Source organism: Kribbella rubisoli (assembly GCF_004217145.1).
Lineage (GTDB): Bacteria > Actinomycetota > Actinomycetes > Propionibacteriales > Kribbellaceae > Kribbella > Kribbella rubisoli.
The window spans coordinates 780,607-798,120 of sequence record NZ_SHKR01000013.1; the positions used below are offsets into that span (position 1 = coordinate 780,607).

At 61.7% G+C, this 17,514-nt stretch carries 14 protein-coding genes and 1 pseudogene; 11 read left to right on the forward strand and 4 right to left on the reverse strand.

The window, feature by feature from the left end; genetic code table 11:
* Window positions 1-50: 50 nt before the first annotated feature.
* Complete coding sequence (locus EV645_RS23860; RefSeq protein WP_242000603.1) at window positions 51-893, forward strand: class I SAM-dependent methyltransferase; 843 nt, start codon at window positions 51-53, stop codon at window positions 891-893.
* Window positions 894-926: 33 nt separating this feature from the next.
* On the opposite strand, the gene EV645_RS23865 is transcribed toward EV645_RS23860, so the two are convergent.
* Complete coding sequence (locus EV645_RS23865; protein ID WP_130446168.1) at window positions 927-1,451, reverse strand: hypothetical protein; 525 nt, start codon at window positions 1,449-1,451, stop codon at window positions 927-929.
* A gap of 107 nt (window positions 1,452-1,558) precedes the next feature.
* Between EV645_RS23865 and EV645_RS23870 the strand changes: the two genes are divergently transcribed.
* From EV645_RS23870 to EV645_RS23890, 5 genes are all read left to right on the forward strand, one after another.
* The gene (locus EV645_RS23870) at window positions 1,559-1,819 is read left to right on the forward strand and encodes a hypothetical protein (protein WP_130446169.1); all 261 of its coding nucleotides are present in this window, start codon (window positions 1,559-1,561) and stop codon (window positions 1,817-1,819) included.
* A 16-nt stretch (window positions 1,820-1,835) separates the two neighbouring features.
* Window positions 1,836-2,735 (forward strand): DddA-like double-stranded DNA deaminase toxin, encoded by a 900-nt coding sequence (locus EV645_RS23875; protein WP_130446170.1) that lies wholly within the window; start codon window positions 1,836-1,838, stop codon window positions 2,733-2,735.
* Window positions 2,732-3,130, forward strand: coding sequence for an Imm1 family immunity protein (locus EV645_RS23880; protein ID WP_130446171.1), 399 nt, complete (start codon window positions 2,732-2,734; stop codon window positions 3,128-3,130). Before EV645_RS23875 ends, EV645_RS23880 begins: the two co-directional genes overlap by 4 nt.
* Before the next feature lie 189 nt (window positions 3,131-3,319).
* Complete coding sequence (locus EV645_RS23885) at window positions 3,320-3,862, forward strand: GNAT family N-acetyltransferase (RefSeq protein ID WP_157997146.1); 543 nt, start codon at window positions 3,320-3,322, stop codon at window positions 3,860-3,862.
* 164 nt (window positions 3,863-4,026) lie between these two features.
* Window positions 4,027-4,386, forward strand: coding sequence for a hypothetical protein (locus EV645_RS23890; protein WP_130446173.1), 360 nt, complete (start codon window positions 4,027-4,029; stop codon window positions 4,384-4,386).
* A gap of 576 nt (window positions 4,387-4,962) precedes the next feature.
* Here EV645_RS23890 and EV645_RS23895 read toward each other — a convergent pair.
* A complete protein-coding gene (locus EV645_RS23895; RefSeq protein ID WP_130446174.1) occupies window positions 4,963-7,476 on the reverse strand; it encodes an ATP-binding protein in 2,514 nt (837 codons plus the stop codon).
* A gap of 211 nt (window positions 7,477-7,687) precedes the next feature.
* Here EV645_RS23895 and EV645_RS23900 point away from each other — a divergent pair, with 211 nt between their 5' ends.
* Window positions 7,688-9,013 carry a DNA methyltransferase gene (locus EV645_RS23900; RefSeq protein WP_277877082.1) on the forward strand — a complete coding sequence of 442 codons (1,326 nt, stop codon included), beginning with the start codon at window positions 7,688-7,690 and terminating at the stop codon, window positions 9,011-9,013.
* Between the two features lie 171 nt (window positions 9,014-9,184).
* Window positions 9,185-10,441: a competence protein CoiA family protein gene (locus EV645_RS23905; protein ID WP_130446176.1), complete on the forward strand. Its 1,257-nt coding sequence runs from the start codon at window positions 9,185-9,187 to the stop codon at window positions 10,439-10,441.
* Between the two features lie 109 nt (window positions 10,442-10,550).
* Here the strand turns inward: EV645_RS23905 and EV645_RS23910 are convergent, their stop codons facing one another.
* Complete coding sequence (locus EV645_RS23910) at window positions 10,551-11,708, reverse strand: serine/threonine-protein kinase (protein ID WP_130446177.1); 1,158 nt, start codon at window positions 11,706-11,708, stop codon at window positions 10,551-10,553.
* Between the two features lie 882 nt (window positions 11,709-12,590).
* Here EV645_RS23910 and EV645_RS23915 point away from each other — a divergent pair.
* From EV645_RS23915 to EV645_RS23925, 3 genes and pseudogenes are all read left to right on the forward strand, one after another.
* On the forward strand, window positions 12,591-12,872 hold the full coding sequence (locus EV645_RS23915; protein ID WP_130446178.1) for a hypothetical protein: 282 nt from the start codon (window positions 12,591-12,593) through the stop codon (window positions 12,870-12,872).
* Between the two features lie 441 nt (window positions 12,873-13,313).
* Window positions 13,314-13,523: a hypothetical protein gene (locus tag EV645_RS23920; RefSeq protein ID WP_130446179.1), complete on the forward strand. Its 210-nt coding sequence runs from the start codon at window positions 13,314-13,316 to the stop codon at window positions 13,521-13,523.
* Window positions 13,524-13,914: 391 nt separating this feature from the next.
* Window positions 13,915-14,675: pseudogene (locus EV645_RS23925) on the forward strand (integrase core domain-containing protein); the annotation flags it as partial.
* Between the two features lie 538 nt (window positions 14,676-15,213).
* On the opposite strand, the gene EV645_RS23930 reads toward EV645_RS23925, so the two are convergent.
* Window positions 15,214-17,004, reverse strand: coding sequence for a GmrSD restriction endonuclease domain-containing protein (locus EV645_RS23930; RefSeq protein ID WP_130446181.1), 1,791 nt, complete (start codon window positions 17,002-17,004; stop codon window positions 15,214-15,216).
* Between the last annotated feature and the right edge of the window lie 510 nt (window positions 17,005-17,514).

Below are 17,514 nucleotides of genomic sequence, written 5' to 3' on the forward strand. Positions count from 1 at the left end.
CCTGCAGAGCGGACGCCCGCCCGCTGTTCCACCTCGATGATAGGAGCGCTGTGGATACGCCCGTTATCCCGCTGGATCGGCTGACCGTCGATCGGGCAATCGAAGACCACTACTCGAGCCGCTGGGACGAGGCTGCTCGACTGAGCTCGACCGTAAAGGGCCGCTTGGAACAGGCTCGGCTCTACGACTTCCTTGGCCAGTGGTTCCCGCCGCCTCCGGCTCGTGTGGCCGACATCGGCGGTGGTCCCGGTGTCCACGCTGGCTGGCTACGCGACCAAGGGCACGACGTCGTACTACTCGATCCAGTCCAGCGTCACGTCGACCAAGCCAACGCGGCAGGCATCACCGCGGAACTTGGCGACGGCCGCAGACTGCCATGGTCGAACCAGTCGTTCGACGCCGTACTTATGGCAGGACCGCTCTACCACTTGCCGGAGGCAAGCGACCGTCGCCTGGCGCTTCGCGAGGCCTTGCGGGTGTTGCGCCCCGGTGGCGTGCTGGCCGCCGTCGCGATCAACCGAGCAGCGAACCTGATTGGCTCGACGCTGGCCAACACGCTCCTGACGCGTCACGGCGTCGTGCGCGACATCCTGGAGACCGGCCACAGTTCCGCCAACGAGCGGATGGCGCACTGCTACTACCACCGCGAAAGCGAGCTACGCAGCGAACTCGTCAGCGCCGGCCTGCGGCCGGTCAACATCTTCGGTCTCACGGGTCCCGGTGGCTGGCTGACAGTCATGATCGATGCCCACTTCAAGAACCAGCCGTACACCGACAAGCTGGCCGAGCACGACCCGCTCGACACGGCGCTGGAGTGCTCCCGCCTGGCAGACCAGATGCCGGAGCTGGTGGCAGCCAGTTCGCTGTTCCTAGCCGTTGGTCAAAAGGGCTGAGTCATGATGTCCTGCTGCACGGTTGGCGAGATTTCAGCCGAGCTGGCCGTGCAGTTTGACATACTCCTCTTCGGCGCGCAGCACCTTCGACAGCACCGCATCGGCACTCGGCAGCGGATGGAGCGGGAAGTTCGACCCGTCCCACCTCAGCCGGCCGTCTACGGTCATCGAAGGCGGGATGACCACGAGTGTCCCCGGCTCGACGTACTGAACGCCCGTCGCCAGCGGGCCAAGGTCGGTTTCGGGCGGGAGCGTGCAGGTGATCCAGTCGCCATCCGGCAGCTTCATCGTCGGTGGCCAGATCCCAGGTCGATCCTGCTCGTACAGCCGCTTGCCGTACGCGCCGGCGATCCGCGGCAGGCGCCAGATCGCCATGGTCGGGCACGATGTGACACCCAGGTTCGGCGGCTCGGCGACGTCCCAGACGGCGCGGGCGGCATCGACATCGGTGATCCAGCCGCCGTCCGGCGTACCCGCGATAGTTGCCGCCTGCACCGGAATACCACGTTCCACGCAGGCGAGAGCCGTGTCCAACAAGGCGTTCTTGCGTCGAATCATCTGCCTGATCGTCCTCCCGTATCGGGACCATCATTGCCGCGCTACCGCGCGGCTTGTCAATCGGCCCCAGCAGATCGCTGACTGTCTAACCAAGTGAGGAGCCGTACATGTCCCAAGTCGAACAGATGAAGATGCAGCTGCACGGCTTGGCTGACCAATCGAGGCAAGGCGCAGCCAATCTGGCTGGCTTCAAGCAGCGTTTCGAACAGTCCAGCCAGCAGGTTCAGGCCCTCATTCGGGGCACAGCGACGCGGGCTGACCAGGACATCGCGACGATGCTGGATGCGGCTGCCAAGTCGGTTGACCAAGCCGTCCAGTCGTTGCAGATCGCCGAAGCCGGGTGCCGCGGCTACGCCGACCAGATTTAGTTAGCCGAGGCAGCGCATGCCTTCTGAGCTGCAGCGGGTCGCTGATCGGCTGCTCGCCTGCCTGAACGAGGCCCCGCGGGCGGTCGGCTACCTGCATGACCGAGCCAGCAAGTGCCGCGAAGCCGCGGCATGGATCGGGAGCACCAGTAGCAACCCAAGCGCCCGAATGGCCGCCATGCAGCTCGATGAAGCGGCAAGGCGCTGCGAAGAGGCAGCCCGTTACTTGTCTCAGGCTGAGGCTCGAGCGAAGCAGTGGGTCGAGCAGATGGTGAGCGGCATTCGAACCGCCGAACCAAGCGGCGGCTTGAGGGGTGAACGGGCGCTCGGGCCAGGTGGCAGTACGCCTCCCGCGGACCGCCGGCGTGACGACCATGACGACGAACCGGAAGCCAACAAGCCGGACAAGCCCGTGCAGGCCGGCGATGAGACGAGTTCGGAGAAGGATGAACCGCCGTCGCGGGGTACCTTCGAAGATCGGCCGCAGGACGGTAGTGCCGGTGATGAAGCTGAAGATCAGCCGGAGCCCTCTCCGTTCATCGAGCAGATTTTTCGGCGGCTACCCGAGCGGCCGGGAGACGTCGGGCCGACATCCGGAATTCTGACCCGGCCGGACGGTGGAGGCCTGATTCATGTGCGCAGCGGGACGCGGGGACCCGGAGGTACGGCGCCAGGTCTCGGCGGCCGAACCGCCAGCCTTGACGCTGCGCGAGAACACGCGGAGGGCCACGCAGCGGCACTCATGCGCCGCTCGGGAATGCCTCGAGAAATGACTCTGTACGCGAACAAGCGGCCCTGCGGTGGACGGTACGGCTGCGACAACACGTTGCCGTGGCAGTTGCCACCCGGTGCCAAGCTGACGGTCTATTGGCCAGGCGACTATAAGGTCTACATCGGTGATGGGAGAGGACTCGCATGAACGACTTCTTGACGGCCTACTACGACGATGACGCGGGACAGCAGCGCATCGGCAGCCAGGCCGCGCTCGACGACCTGCTTGATCGAGTCGCAAGTCTGCCCCGGCCGACCTGGGTCGAATTGGTCAGTGCGGACGAGCTCGCCACGATGAACATTGGGCTAGGGGCGGCGTTCAGTTCCTTGACGCTCTACGACGACTTCGAGGGCTCCGCAAAGTACCGCTCAGCTGGCACCCTGGATGAGCCGCAGGAGGCCACCTTCGACTACGGCGGCGTGCCGACGACCATGGGCAAAGGCAGCGCGATCACTGTGAAGGAGGCTCGTGCGGCGGCCGGTGAGTTCTTCGCCGCTGGTAGACGTCCTCAGGTAGTGGCCTGGGAGTTGGCAGTCGACTGAGCGCTCACGCGGCGAAGATCGAACATGTGTCTTCTATGTTGTGGCCGTCGAGACTGCGTACTGTCGAACCGTCGCCACTCGTCGCCAGCAATAGGCTGACCGGTCGGGTTGAGCGGCAACGTCTGGCTTCTGGTTCAGCCATTGATGCCTGACCCGAGGACGTCAGCGGCTTGCTCCGAGGGAGAAAGCATGACCCTGACCTTGACTCGCCATCCGGGGATCGAGACCCTCAAACTCATCTCGAGACTCAAGCCGCTCTATGCGAACGCCTACTTCGAACCTCCGTACGACATGTCAGATGAGGACATTGAGCAGTTCGAGATCCGGATCAGGAAGCATGCCGGCATGGACGGCTTCGTCCTGGTCGCCGGAGAGCTCGACGGGCGACTCGTAGGGTTCTCATATGGATTCACCTTCCCTGCTGGACGATGGTGGACCGGTGTCGAGACTGACCCGCCTCCGGCCGACATTGTTTCAGGCCCCCTCTTCGCGGTGATCGAGCTCGGCGTACACACGGACTTCCATGGCCGCGGCTTCTCTCGCCAGCTCGTCGACGCTCTCCTCGCCGACCGACCAGAGGCCTTCGCGAGTCTCATCTCCCGCCCAGGTGCACAGGCTCACGCGATGTATCGACGCTGGGGGTGGAAGAAAGTCGGCACCACGCAGACGTACGCACACTGGCCCGTTGAGGACATCGACGTCCTCCCTTTGCACGACAGCAAGTCTGCCTGACCTCTCGAAGAAAGGCCTCGATCATGAGCAACCGTCGGTTCGGCATGTCCCGCCTCGTGCCGGCCACCGTCGACCAGAGGGCCTCGGACGAAGCGCGCCTCGGCACGCTGTCCGTCGAGCGCTCGCCGCTGTAGGAATCTCACCCGTCCAAAGGAGCAACGCTGTTGTCGAACGAACAGGGCCGCATCTTCCGTGACGCATGGATCGCAGGCCTGACGAAGCACTACTCCGGCGAACCAAAGCCCGGGTACGTCGCACCGTGGGAAGAGACACCCGACTGGGAGCGGGAGAGCGCGGCGGCGGTCTACGAGCAGGTGCGGGCGTTCGTCGAGGTCTCTGAAGGAAACACGAGCAAGCTCAGCCGGGAGCAGAAGGGCCGGTTTGTGGCGCTGTGCTGGATCGCGCAGATATACCGTCACATCCCCGACCCCAAACCCAGCTACGTAGCCGACTGGGACGACATGCCAGCCTGGCAGCGAGAAACTGACGCTGACATCTTTGAGCGGATTGAAAGCGCGAGCTGAGACCCACTGGATCCGTGCAGGGCCTGCTGCGTACGAACGCGGCCGGCCCGCAACACGGGTTGCCGGCAACCATCCTGGCGGACCAGTGTGTCGACTCGACGAGCTCTGACACTTGGTGTGGAAGCCGCGGGTGAGGCTACGTCCGTGCGATCCGTACGTGGAACCACCTGTCTGCAGGATCTCAGCAAGCGTCTCGCGCCGAGCCAGGACTTCAAGGTGATTCGCTCCCTGTCCGAGAACAAGAACATGACTGAGACCGGTTGTCACCTCCGGATCAGGTCAGCCCGAGCTAGTCAGCGCTGCATGCGCCGGTATTGTTCTACTTCTTTGCCGGGCGGATAGGGGACCAATGTGGGCCTGGCGAAGGAGCGTGGAATGGCGTACTCGACGGCCGGGCATCGCTGGCGTTCTTCTGCGCCGAAAGAGCGATTGGCTGGGCAGCGGGCACTATCTATCAGGAGACTCCACATTCAAGATCGGACTCACGCGCCGGACTCCCGATCGGGCTGATCTGGAGTCCGCAGCGGTCGTGGCCTTCAGGTATGTGAGCCGGGATGGGGCGGGATCCTCGACGTGTCAATCGAAGGCAGCCGTTACTCCTGCAGTCAAATGGCTATGCAGCAATGCTGCAAAGTTGTCCAGTTCCTGATCCTGTCGGGACATCGCGTGCATCACTCGCTCAGGAGAAACATTCAAACGTACATCGTTCGCGGCGAGATCGATGTACGCCGGCGCTTGCGTCGTCATTGAGTGGATGTATTCAGTCAGCTCGGCCTCGCGAAGCCGTATTCCCCTATTGCGCAACGTAATGGTGACCGCCGGGATCGTCACCGCATCCTCGTAGCTCTGTTGCAGCTCCTGGATAACATCCAATATCTCGCGGAATGGCGGCTTGCTCTCAGGCTCCGTCATGGCAGCCTCGATCCAATCGCGCACTTCAACTGGCGTGCGACACGTCTCGAAAATCTCGCGCAGGCGCGTGAAGCTCAGCTGCCGGCGGGATGCAACGATCACCAGTAGGGCGAGGTCAACAACCCTGACCGGCGTGATTCTGCCGTCGGCGCGGCACTCCTTTATCAGAGCGGAATTTTCATCACCGGCGCCGTCGAAATCGGGTGCAACGACGATTCCGTAGTCTGCCTTATAGTCTTCGCGGTGGCGAGCCAGACGACTCACACCCACTTTATCCGCGGTGATCCTCTTTGAGCTGCTGCTCTTAGCATCGTAGGTGAAGGAGTAATCAGCCTTCGCTCCCATCTCCCGGCGATATCCGAGTGTCGCGGTCGCCAGCCCATCCGGAGTACCGTTCCCGCCGATCGGACTGACCTCGAAGCCAAGGACCTTGAGTGACTCTTTGACGGCCTCTTCAAGACCCTTCTCGTTGTCGGCTTGGTCAAGGAGGTATTGAGCGATAATTGGTGCACTGCGCCGATCTCTTGCTACGAGTTCGCGGAGGAAAGTGTCGCGTCGCGCCAGGATCCGGTGAGCGGTGCTCGCGTCGACCCCTTCCTCGATCAGGTATGCCTCGGTGAGCACTTCTGCGACCGCAAAAGCATCGAAAATGTCGCGCGACTTCACTAGATCGATGAAGTTGCCGTAAAAGGGGTGCAGTACGTTGACATACACCGTTCGGCGTTGTGCATCATACCGAGAAAGAAAGGCGTCAGCACCGCGCGCCTCTGCCTCGATTGATTCGATTAGCCCATCTTCCGACACGGCGGCCTCGCCGATATCGTCACTGAGCTGCTCCGCCTCTTCTGCTGTTAAGTCGTCCGGCGTGTCAATTAAGGTCAATTGACCCGTCTCGCCCCTGAGAGCACGCTTGACCGCACCGGCTAGAGGTCGCCTAGTGATTGCGCCGTCCGATTTGCCGATGCGCGTACTCAATCGGGCAGCTTTTGTTTCATCCTCGACCCAGGCGTCATAGAGCAGGCGTGCCCGGTTGAACTCCAACTTAAGGTATTCGCGTAGACTGTCGACCGCCGGCGAGTCGGCTATTGACTCGCGACCCGAAGTTAGGTAATTGTCAAGTCCGTCGGCGTATATGACGAGGCGAAATCTGGCGAATGAGGAATGTGAGAGAGGTGTGCGACCAAACAACGGGTCGTCGAGGTTGACCAATCTTCCGCGCACCATCACGAAGAATCCGTGGCTCCGGCCAAGTAAGCGCTCTGCTTTTGTCGTGCCTGGATCAAGCACCTCCTTGTAAATCTCCACAACGCCGTGAAGAGATCCGTTGACACCCTCGATGGTAACCACAGGATTTCCCTGCTTGTCAAAGGTGGCCGCTACCCCTTTTGAGTTGATCGGTCGTTCGCCAATCTTCCAGCTATCCAAAAGGTCAGCTTCAGACTTCTTGGGTACAACCGGCTGGCCATTTAGGCGTAAGGCGAACTGCGGGCTGTTAGGGAGAGCTGTCGACAGTAGCCAGTTCAAGCGGCCCTGCTTGATTTGTGATGCCTTGTCTTTGAGGCCACTCATCGCGACGGCCGTCCATGTGCCGGATCTCGGATCTAATAGGCGCTTCTGGATCGCCTTCCCTCCTGCGAAGGCAGAAACCGGGGCCAACAATCGCCGGAGATCAGTTTCGTTTAACTCGCGAACTGTAAGATCATGAGTCGCGGTCCGTATACCAGGGTCATTCTCCGCATCCAAATTGCCGTAGTCCATAGAGACAGCGAGTACAGCCTGTTCGGTGCGGCAGACATAGGTAACTTGAGAGGCTAGAACGTACGTAGCGAGCTTTCCGATGCCAAACTTGCCGATGGGGGGTCGGTCGGAGTTCTCCTGGGCTCGCTTCGTCGATTCGGCAATCCGCCAAAGTAGGTTCAGCCCTTCCATGTCCATACTCGTGCCGTCGTCGATTACCCAGATCGATGCCTCTGGATTCTCGGGTTCGATGCTCGGGGCCGTGAGGATATCGACCGACGTCGCGTTGGCATCGTACGAGTTGCAGACCAGCTCTTCTATTGCCTTGTGTGGGCTCGAATAGAGACCGGCCGAAAACAGCTCAATAATGCGATAGCTGATCTCGACAGGGACGATTCCCTTTGGTGTCCCTGCATTGATGATCGAGTCGAGCTTCGCCATCCTGAGAGTCCTCCCCACTCAAAGGTCAACCTCGTGCACTGTACGTGATCGAACGCGCTGTGTGAACGACTTTGCTTGATCGGTTGCGCAGCGCGAGCTGCGCGGCGCGTCGGCGTCGGCTGATCCCGCACTCCCGTAGTAGCCTCAGCAGACGCATTAGGGGCTGGTCCACGCGCGTGGACCAGCCCTTCTCGACGTCGAGGAGGGTGAAGTGTCCGCCAAGAGAGGTGACGGCGTCCATCGTGGTGCTCTTGAGCTACCTGCGGGTCCCTTCCCGCGACTCACCCACTACATCTTCCGATACCCTGCGAAGTTCCATCCGCCGGTGGTTACAGCGATCCTGAAGAAGTACACCCGCGAGGGCGATGTCGTGCTCGATCCGTTCGTGGGATCGGGAACCCTGTTGATCGAGGCCGCAGTGAGCGGTCGGATTGGCCTTGGTCTCGACATCGACCCGCTGGCTGTCGCCGTGGCACGAGCGAAGGCTAACAAGTACAACCGGACGAAAGTCCGGCGAGCTGTCGACACCCTGCTGCGACAGCTGGACACGCTAGAGCGGCCAGCCGGTGAGTACGAGCGATTCATGCACCACGACATCACGCCCGAGCAAGCCGAGAAGGTGGCGGCACAGGAGGGCTTGCTGCTGCCGGCTATTCCGAATCTGCAGCACTGGTTTCGATCCTATGTCGTAGTTGACTTGGCGCGCATTCTCGCCACCATCGAGCAACTTGCGATCGACCGGCGCACGCGAGACCTCCTGCGAATCGCGTTCGCTTCGATCATCCGGAACTCTTCGAATGCAGACCCAGTCCCAGTGTCTGGGTTGGAGTACACATCACACATGAAGCAGCGCGACGCAGCTGGGCGGTTAATCAACCCGTTCGCGTTACTACGGATCGGGCTGAAGAAGATGATCGGGGCCGTCGACGAGTGGGGAAGCGCGCTGCCTGAAGGATTTGTTGAACCGCGTGTCTGGGCAGGCGATGCGAAGAAATTTCCTCGCGGCTTGCCGCAGAGCGTTGACGCGGTCATCACCTCACCGCCGTACCACAACGCTGTTGATTACTATCGTCGTCACCAGTTAGAGATGTTCTGGCTCGGGCTGACCGTTAGTCAGCTCGATCGCCTACAGCTTCTCCCGAACTACATTGGGCGACCGAACATTGCAGCAAAAGACCCTTTGCTTCAGGGTCCGTGGAAGCCAGGGCCCCTGGCGGCCAAATGGGAAGAGAGGATTCGGGCCGAGCATCCGAAACGGGCTGGGGACTTTCGTCATTACGTGACCGCGATGAGCAAGGTCTTCGCTCAACTGGCGCCTCGCATGGAGCCCGGATCACCTGCGGTTTTTGTGGTTGGCAAATCTCAGTGGAATGGAGACGTCATTCCGACTGAGCGGCTGTTCACCGAGATGGCGATGGAGCAGTTCACCCTTGATGAAGTGCTAAGCTACCCCATCAAGAATCGTTACATGTCATATACACGACACAATCAAGCGAGCATCGATCGCGAGTACGTGGTTGTGCTCCGACGCCACTGACCGCGGAGGTAGAAGGACGCGGTGCGTCTGTCATTGGACTTGCGAACAATGTTCATCTTTTAGCCGCAGCACGTCAACTCTCGCGAGCTTGCTCTGTGCGTGCCTGCTGCCAGATGTGTCTAACCTATAAGCATGGTCCCCTGCCCGAATGGCGCGGTTAAGGTGTAGCTGATGCCACTGACTGCACGCTTGGGTGACAAGCTCCTCGACGCGACGATCGATGACCTTGGTCTGGTCGGTCAAGGCATAGTCTGGTCCGATGTTTACCGGCAGCGTCCACCTGCTGTACTGGCATGTCGCGCCTGCGATGGGCCGATGTCTGCCAAGATGTCGAAGCTGGGAATGCGGTTCTTCGCCCACCGTCGTCGATCGGAATACTGTTCGGCCGCAGGCGAGACCGCGATACATCTCGAGCTGAAGGCGTTGATCGCAGCCAGGGGTCGCGCTCAGGGATGCATGGTTGAGGTGGAGGCGCCTGGTGATGGTTGGCGCGCGGATGTGCTGACGACCCGTCGCGACGGCCAGCCGATAGCCTGGGAGGTCCAGCGATCACCTATGGCACCGGACGATGTCGCTGAGCGGCTAGCGCGCCACCGAGTGTCTGGCATGATCACAGTTTGGCTCGCCAAGAAGGACTGGCAGTGGTGCACCGGAGCCGGGGCGCTGATCGTGCCGGACAAGCGCATAGCGGATGAGCCCTGGGTGGTCGAGCATGGTGTATGTGGCTGGAGGCCGGTCGAAGACCTCGTTGGTTATGGAGCTGAGTGGCTTCCCCGGCAGTGCGGCCTGACTGTGACCATTGACTTGATATTGCGGGACGAGCTCACCCTGGAACTGACGCGTGCGCGGGATGAGTGGCGAATGACAGAGAAGCTGCGCTGGGTTCCACGTCGTGCACTTGAGGCCTGGGCTGCCTCCTGTGGCCCTATGCCGCCCGCGCTACCGGCTAGCTTGCAGTTGCTAGAAGAGTCGTGCTACCGCTGCGGCCGGCCGACGGCCGCCGTGGTGGGAATTCAGCCATTGAATCCCGTCACAGGGCAGAATTATGAGCCAATCAGCGCCCAGCATGAGGGCGTGCTTGCTCGGATCTGCGACGAAATGATTGGCAGGATCAAACCCAGCCCCGCGCTGCCAATTGGTGTGATCAAGGAGCGTTACAGCAAGGCGCTTGGTCGCAAATACATGTCGAACGGTTGTTACTGGTGCGACGCGCTATTGGGCAATAAGTTCCTATATGGTCTAGGCGCAAGACACTCGAACCTGAGCTGCGAGGACAAGATCGTCGGCCGCGACCCCCGCTTGATCATTGGGCCGGTCCGAGTCGATCGCTTGCGCAAGATGTGTCGCCAAGCTCGCAGTATTGATGGGTCTGCCACCAGGCAGAGGTTTGTCTCGTGGGTCCCGGAGAATTCGGATGACGCGACCTAGGGCGAGGTCGCTAATCTAACAGGAACGGTTCTCCTCTGAGGGAGTAGGGCGCTTCGTCCCATGAAGCCAACCTCTCCAAGCGGCCTGTGGCTCCAATGCGACGCTCTGGCTAACGAATGAGAGCGCCAAAAAGCCTCCGAAGCCGGATCGGTATATCCGTCGCCTTAATCTGGGCACAGTGCTCAGTCACCCGCGTTCCCGAGTTCACCCTGCGAGTCTCAATGTTGGCTTGCGCGGAACCCTGCAGCAAGGTGAGGCACACGTATATCGCTGCACCCTTGCCCGCGATATGCCAACACCGATCATGACCTTGGTGAGCTGAGATTGGTTCGATGTGACGTGGCCTCGACGGAAGACCTCCCAGTTTTGAGTCAAACAGCGACGCCAATGTAAACCGCTCCAATGGGAGGAGGGCCATACCCTGCCGTACTTTGTCAGCCAAGGCCCGGCTTACGTGTGGCGCGATATCACGAATATCTGGGCAATCGCCCGTCTGAATGGCTGCGTCGAGGTCGGCCTGGTGTGTCTGATTGAATGGCATACGCCCAGCGAGGAGTGCGTAGAGGGTGACTGCGGCTGCATAGATGTCAGACGCGACGGTGGCGCGTGTGCCTTGGTAGAACTCAGGTGCCCAGATGCGTGGATCGCCATCTGGAGCGGCCGAACCGGCAGCGTCCATGAGCGCCGCGATTCCGAAATCGCCGAGACGCGCGTCTCCTTCCATTGTGAGGAAGATGTTGTCCGGCTTCACATCGCGATGCAGTAGGCCGCGGCGGTGACAGAGATCAAGTCCGCGGAGAGCCCGTCGAGTCCAGTCGATCGCCAGGCGGGGCTCGACCCCGATCGGTTGCGAGATAGCATCCAGCGAGCACTTGGCCAGAGCTGTATCGAGGTAAGGCACGTCAACCGCAACGTCGGCATTGTTGACGGCCAAGATGTGTGGACTGCTAAGTGCGGTGAGAAGTGACGCCTCATACCACGCTTGACGGCGATCCCGATTGAGAAGTAATTTCAGGGCGATCGTGTGGTTCCGGTACGTGTCGTGCGCTCGCCACACTTCGCCGTAGCCGCCACGGCCCAAGAACTTCTCCAAGCGGTAGCGATCGGCGACCGTCGCGCCGACCGCTCCCAATGCCATACCGCTCAGTGTAGGGTCAGTCGCGTGCATGTTCTCGGATTGCGTGCTGGAACACGAGGTACGAAACGCGTCATCTTCTCGGTAGTAATTGAAGTCAGCGCCGGTGACGTTGTGGACTGCATCGAGCATGTGTGCAATCCGTCCCACGACGAGGCGACTCAGGCTAGGGAGCTGCGGGACGCATTGAACAGCGCTCTAAGCGCGTATCAGGACCTGGCAGTCGCCGTTCTCTTCGAAGCCGATTACAACGCGAAATCGAAGATCAGCAAGGGGACGAAAGATCGGCTCAGGCTCGAAGGAGCTGCGTTGACGGCGTGTTTGGACCGGTCAGAAACCGTTCACGTCATGAACGGCCCGACGCTCGGGCGCGCATGCGGAGGCACCAAGCAAGATGCCTTGGATGCGGCCGAACGCCTAGGCGTGTCAAAGGACTATGTTGAGGCTGCGGCAGCTGCCCTTGGTGCTCGGTCTCTGGCTTAGCCGCAGCTGAGCTCCGACACCGAGTCGAACGTCGGATCGGCGTCTAAGTCATCAAGGTCTGGCCGCACACGGTCGTAGATGATCGCCGCGATCCAGCTTGCGCCTCGGTCACGGAGCTGAAGCCCGCAGGCCCGGGTAGCGCCGCCGGTGACTGTGGCCGCATCGACTAGCCCGACTCTGTCGGTGGTGACAACGTCCGAATTGATCATGCGAATCGTGCCGTCACTTAGAAGCATTGCGGCCGTAACCAGGGGGGCTGCAGCCTGGCTGGCCGGCACAAGCTGACTACACCCCAGTCGCGCGGCCTCATCTACGAGGGAGCGTGCTGCCTCACGTAGTGGCTCGGCCTGCCGCAGCCGAACAGCGGATGCTTCAGCCTGAATCAGTGCCGAGGCAAGCGAGTCTTGCGGCACCCCAATCACCCCCCATGGAGCTATCCACTGCCATGCTACGACCGCCTCCTGGCTGGCTGCAGATCTGAATGTCGGTAACATGTAACAAGATTCATGTTACTAGACAGAGGACTAGCCAATGGACGCCGCGCGGGTCAGCAATGACTTGTTTGGCCGTGCATGTCGCCTTCCTCTTGCCCTCTGGATCCTGAGAAACAACAAGGAGCGCTTCTTCCAATCGGAGCCGCCGCAGATGTTTGGAGGGCGCACCGCGATTCGGCAGGAGCTGGACAGGTTCGTTAACGCCGGTCTGCTGGACATCGAGAGGCCGGACAATGAGAGCCGCGTCTACTACGTTCGGACCGACAGCCCGCTGTGGGAGATCGTGCGCACGGCGAGGGATATCGTCGATCGTCCCTAGCCCCGCTCGACCCCTCACCGGTCCGATCCCGCAGCCACACGGCATCGATCGCCAGCTCCCATACCGGGTCTTTGGGCGCACGACCGCTGTCCAGCGGGACGACACGTTGCCGTGTCAGACCGCTTTGGAAGCGCCGACTTCGCTGCGTTGCTTGGTTCGAGCCGTGGACCACGCCGATGGTGGGCTTTGCCGTAAAGGTCCCTCCTTACCCACCACAATCGACAGCAGGCAGCGAAAGGTGTGCGCCCGAGAGCGCAGGCACCGGGGGTGTTCGGGTCGCCGCTGAGCTTGACCAAACGATGGGCGTCTGCGGGCCGAGATCCGCTGCTAGCGGTGGTTCGCTAGGAAGCTAGGCCCGGTGTTGGATGGCCCCATCCCATCTGCACGAAGACGGTCTGATCTGGACTGCGGCCGCACCCGATCAGGTGAAAGGATGGAGCAATGATCGATCGAGAGTCGGCCAAGGTCGAGGTTGTCTATATCGATGGGGATTCCCCAGCTGAGATATTCCGGGCGGCGGCGCAGTGGGCCGCCGAAAATGACGGCGGTTTCGCTGGCATCGAGGCGCTTGGCTGGGTCGACTACGGACCGTACGAGAACCAGGATGGATTTGGGCTGGCGATCTATTACGAACCTGAGCCGACGAACTGAGCAGTTGACAGGCCACGCGTCAGCCTGTCGGCCAGAACCTGCGGGCGTTCGCCGCCAGCCGCATCTTTCTCCGAACTTACGTGCGAACCGCCACTTGACGGCGATGAGATCCCGCAGGACGCGCATTGCAGTTCGCTCGCGGTGCCCTCAGCGCGGCTGCCGCTGGTTCCGGTACGAGTACGGGTCGTCGGTAGCTGCCACCACGCCAGCCATGTCTGGGGAAGCGGATGTCGGTGGGGCTCAGAGAAGAGGTACTCCTCGAGTGCGACGCCATCCGCGGCCAGGCGCTCGTCGGCGCCGGCCCTACAGTGAGACTCAGCCGAGAGGCGGAGAAAGACAGGATACCGCCGCGCGGATGGGAGCCAGTCGACGATCGGCTTTAGCGTGAGGGTGGCAGATGGACGTGGTCGGCGGCTTCGAGCTGGCCGACGGGCGCCGCGCGAAGGCGCTGACCGGGATCGACGACCACTCCCGGTACTGCATCTGCGCATACCTGATGATCCGAGAGACCGCGCCCAGGGTCTGTGACGGGCTCGCGGCGGCGATGCGGACCTACGGCGTACCGGAGGAGATCCTGACCGACAACGGCAAGGTGTTCACCGGCCGGTTCAACCACCCACCGGTCGAGGTGCTGTTCGACCGGATCTGCCGCGAGAACGGCATCACCCACCGGCTCACCGAGCCCCGCTCACCCACCACGACCGGCAAGGTAGAACGGTTCCACCGCACCCTGCGCGCGGAGTTCCGCACCGACCGGATCTTCCCCGACCTCGCCACCGCACAGGCCGAACTCGACGCCTGGGTGAGTGGCTACAACCAGCACCGTCCCCACCAAGGCATCGGCATGATCCCGCCCGTCGAACGCTTCCAGCGCCGCACTGAACCCACCGGCAACCCACAGCGGCCAGCCCACTCGAGGACCGCACCGGCGGCGACTGGATCGCCCGCCGCGCCGGATCCAACGGCGTCATCTCCGTGTCCTGGCAACAGATCTGCCTCGGCAAGGCAGCCGCCGGCCACAACGTCGACGTCCACGTCACCAACCAGCTCCTCCACATCTGGGACGGCCGCCAACTCCTCAAGACCGTCCCCCGCAGCACCCAAGGACACATCAGGAAGAAACACATATCCATCCCCAGAAACCAGCACTAATCTCAAACCAACGTGTCAACCAACAACCGAAGCCACCACGTCAACGATCACCCGAAGCCAAACAGGCCTACAAGTTTCCGCAGGCCAGGCGCCTATCGGCGTCTCGGCCGGGACCGCCGGGTCTGCATTTTACTCTGCCAATACGCAGAGTCACGACGGGCAGCCGACTGCGCGTTGTTGAGCGACGTTTCGCATCCTGTCGCGCTGCTCTCGTTTCGTCCGATCCCCGGCCCGCCCAGCCGTTGAGCTGTCACGTGCAGCTGGACTGTGGAGGGCCGAGATGAGCAGACCGCACCTTCCGATCGGAACGTGGGGCAACATCCGATCCCGTGGTGAGAGGAGAAGGTCGTCGGTCCGATTCCGAGAGGACGATCCGCCAAACCTCCAGGTGAGGATCGACTTTCCTCGATGCCCGTGGTGCCCCGTGCTTCCTCGCAGCATCCCCGAGGTCTGGTCGATCAAATGCGTCTAGAAGCCACCGTCAACGCAGAGCCGGACCGGCCGCCCCATCGCGAGAACAGAGGGTCGCCCGCCGTCGTCACAGGGCCTGGTAGTAGTTGTGGATGGTCGCCGCCATCAGCTTCCGGCGCTCGACCAAGAACTCTTTGTAACTCCCGGCTGTGACCTGGGCCAACCTGGCCGGGACGGCGTTCTCGGCGAGGTTCGCAGCCAAGTCATCAGGGTCTGTGATCTCTCCGAGGACTAGCTGCGCGGACTCGGTCTGGGTGGCGATCTCGGCCATGTACTGCATCGGCGGCTTGTTGCTGATGCTGATGTTGATCGCCGTCTCAGTGAGCGCGAAGTTCGCGACCTGGTTGTAGTCGCCGCGGTCCGGGTAGCCGTTCTTCTGCAGGTAGTCCTTGGGCACGATGTGGTGAATGTCGCCCGACTGTTGTTGCATGGCCGCGACGGTGATGCCCTTTGACAGAAATCCGCGAGAGTTGTTCGCCACCTGTGCGGCCAGGAACGTCTGGAAGAACGGGCTGACCGTGCTCGTCGTCTCGAGGGCAGCAGGGAGAGCGACTGCCCAGAAGGCGTCCGACAGTTCGGATTCCTCAACCTGCTTGAGGTAGTTCGCGGGTCCTTGTTCGCCGATCCGGCGGATGTCTTGCTCCCAGGTTGACTCGAAGCTGCCGGAGTGGCGGCCGGTGAGCATCGACATCACGAACCAGCGCTTCACGATCCGCTTCCGCTCGCCTTCACTCATGGCCTTGTCCCCGCGCAGGCGGAGGTAGAGGGCGTAGGCGAAGTTGAGGGCGTTCTTCGAGTTCACCATCCCCGGCGTGATGAAGCCCGCGGACTTGATGAGCATCAAGAAGTTGTCGAAGTGGTAGTTGTTTACGATCTGCAGCAGCGCACGCTCGAGCTTGTCGTACGCGACCGGGATCCGCTCCTCGTCGACCCTCCGGGTTTCCGGGTCGCGCCCTGACAGCTCGCTGACGATGCTTGACGCCTTGCCGCGGCTGAAGCCGACGAGGCCGGTGACTCGAATGATGTCGCTGTACTCGGGGTCGTAAAGGTCCTCGGCCTCGTCCTTCAGCCAACTGATGGCCTTGAGGTATGAAGTGCCCGCGAATTCGTGGTCGTTTTCGTTGATGTCGGCGTAGGCGTGGGGTGCGACAGCGAGGTGGCAGAAGTAGTCGATGAGCTTGCGCAGGTTTCGGCCGCGATCGCCGTAGGTCGCGATCTTGCTCATGGCGAAGTCGGCGCTGCTGAGGGGGACGCCCTTGGAGTTGATCCGGATAAAGATCTCGGAGACGGTCTCGACGTCCAGGTCGTCGGCGAGGCCGATGATGCCGATCTGGGCGTTCTTGATGCCCTCGAGCCGGGCCAGGTTCGTCTCGAACGTCTTGGCGTCGACGTCGGGGTTGCGCTCGAGGTACTCACGCGCGAAGGACAACGGCGAGTCGGCGTTAAAGTACTCGCTGATATCGGAGATCCACTGCGGGTTCTTGCCGATGACCGGGGTCAGGGTCGCGAACTCCTCGGTGATTGGGTTGAACGCGATGGTGATCCGAACGGCCTTGTACTTCTTGTTGATCACCTTGAGCCCGGCGACGGCGGCGCGGAGGGCGGTGATCCGCTGTTGCCCATCGATGAGGATCTGCTGGTGGGCTGCGACCTGGCCGCCCTTGAGCTTGGCTCCGACCGACTGCCACGTGATGAGGTAGCCGACGGGGTAGCCCTTGTAGAGCGAGTCCATGAGGTCGCGGACTTTGATGCTGTCCCAGACGAACGGGCGCTGGAGCTCGGGGATGGCGATGCGGTCGCCCTTCACGTCAGTCAGCAACTGCGTGACCGCTGACTGCGTTACCGAGTACTTCGCCATTCATCTCTCCTCTTCGTGCACAGGAAGTTTGGTGGGGACTTCCGACATCCGCACCGGCTAAGTGACGGACTTGGCGGTACTGAACAGGCAACTTGTAAAGCTGTGGCGAGGATTGGAGTTACCCGCCCCCAACTTGGCGGTTACTCGATGAGGCTGTAGGAGCCATCGGGATGACGAACGAAGTACTCCGTGTAGCCCACTGGATTGCCCCGGCGGTGCTTGGGCAGAAAGACACCATATGTGCGATCGGCCCACCCTGGGCAAGCGCGACGCACATCAGCCGGCCGAAAGCGCTCGGGTAAGTCGCCACGCCTGCGCGCAAGGCGGATGTCTTCGACGAGACGGCTCACGACTTCACTGTCGCATGACTTGCTGAATCGCTCCAGTTCACGACCATCACACCGACGGGCTGGAACCTCAGCCACTCTGGGCTGGGTCGTCGAGAACCGCGTGACGATCACGAATGCCACCTTCCCAACGAAGGCGGTGTGTATTAAACCCGGAGTGGCT

Coding starts and splice junctions, on each gene's coding strand:
- EV645_RS23905 (WP_130446176.1), top strand. CDS start 9,185: ATGCCACTGACTGCACGCTTGGGTGACAAGCTCCTCGACGCGACGATC.
- EV645_RS23875 (WP_130446170.1), top strand. CDS start 1,836: ATGCCTTCTGAGCTGCAGCGGGTCGCTGATCGGCTGCTCGCCTGCCTG.
- EV645_RS23870 (WP_130446169.1), top strand. CDS start 1,559: ATGTCCCAAGTCGAACAGATGAAGATGCAGCTGCACGGCTTGGCTGAC.
- EV645_RS23885 (WP_157997146.1), top strand. CDS start 3,320: ATGACCCTGACCTTGACTCGCCATCCGGGGATCGAGACCCTCAAACTC.
- EV645_RS23895 (WP_130446174.1), bottom strand. CDS start 7,476: ATGGCGAAGCTCGACTCGATCATCAATGCAGGGACACCAAAGGGAATC.
- EV645_RS23880 (WP_130446171.1), top strand. CDS start 2,732: ATGAACGACTTCTTGACGGCCTACTACGACGATGACGCGGGACAGCAG.
- EV645_RS23910 (WP_130446177.1), bottom strand. CDS start 11,708: ATGCTCGATGCAGTCCACAACGTCACCGGCGCTGACTTCAATTACTAC.
- EV645_RS23930 (WP_130446181.1), bottom strand. CDS start 17,004: ATGGCGAAGTACTCGGTAACGCAGTCAGCGGTCACGCAGTTGCTGACT.
- EV645_RS23865 (WP_130446168.1), bottom strand. CDS start 1,451: ATGATTCGACGCAAGAACGCCTTGTTGGACACGGCTCTCGCCTGCGTG.
- EV645_RS23920 (WP_130446179.1), top strand. CDS start 13,314: ATGATCGATCGAGAGTCGGCCAAGGTCGAGGTTGTCTATATCGATGGG.
- EV645_RS23915 (WP_130446178.1), top strand. CDS start 12,591: ATGGACGCCGCGCGGGTCAGCAATGACTTGTTTGGCCGTGCATGTCGC.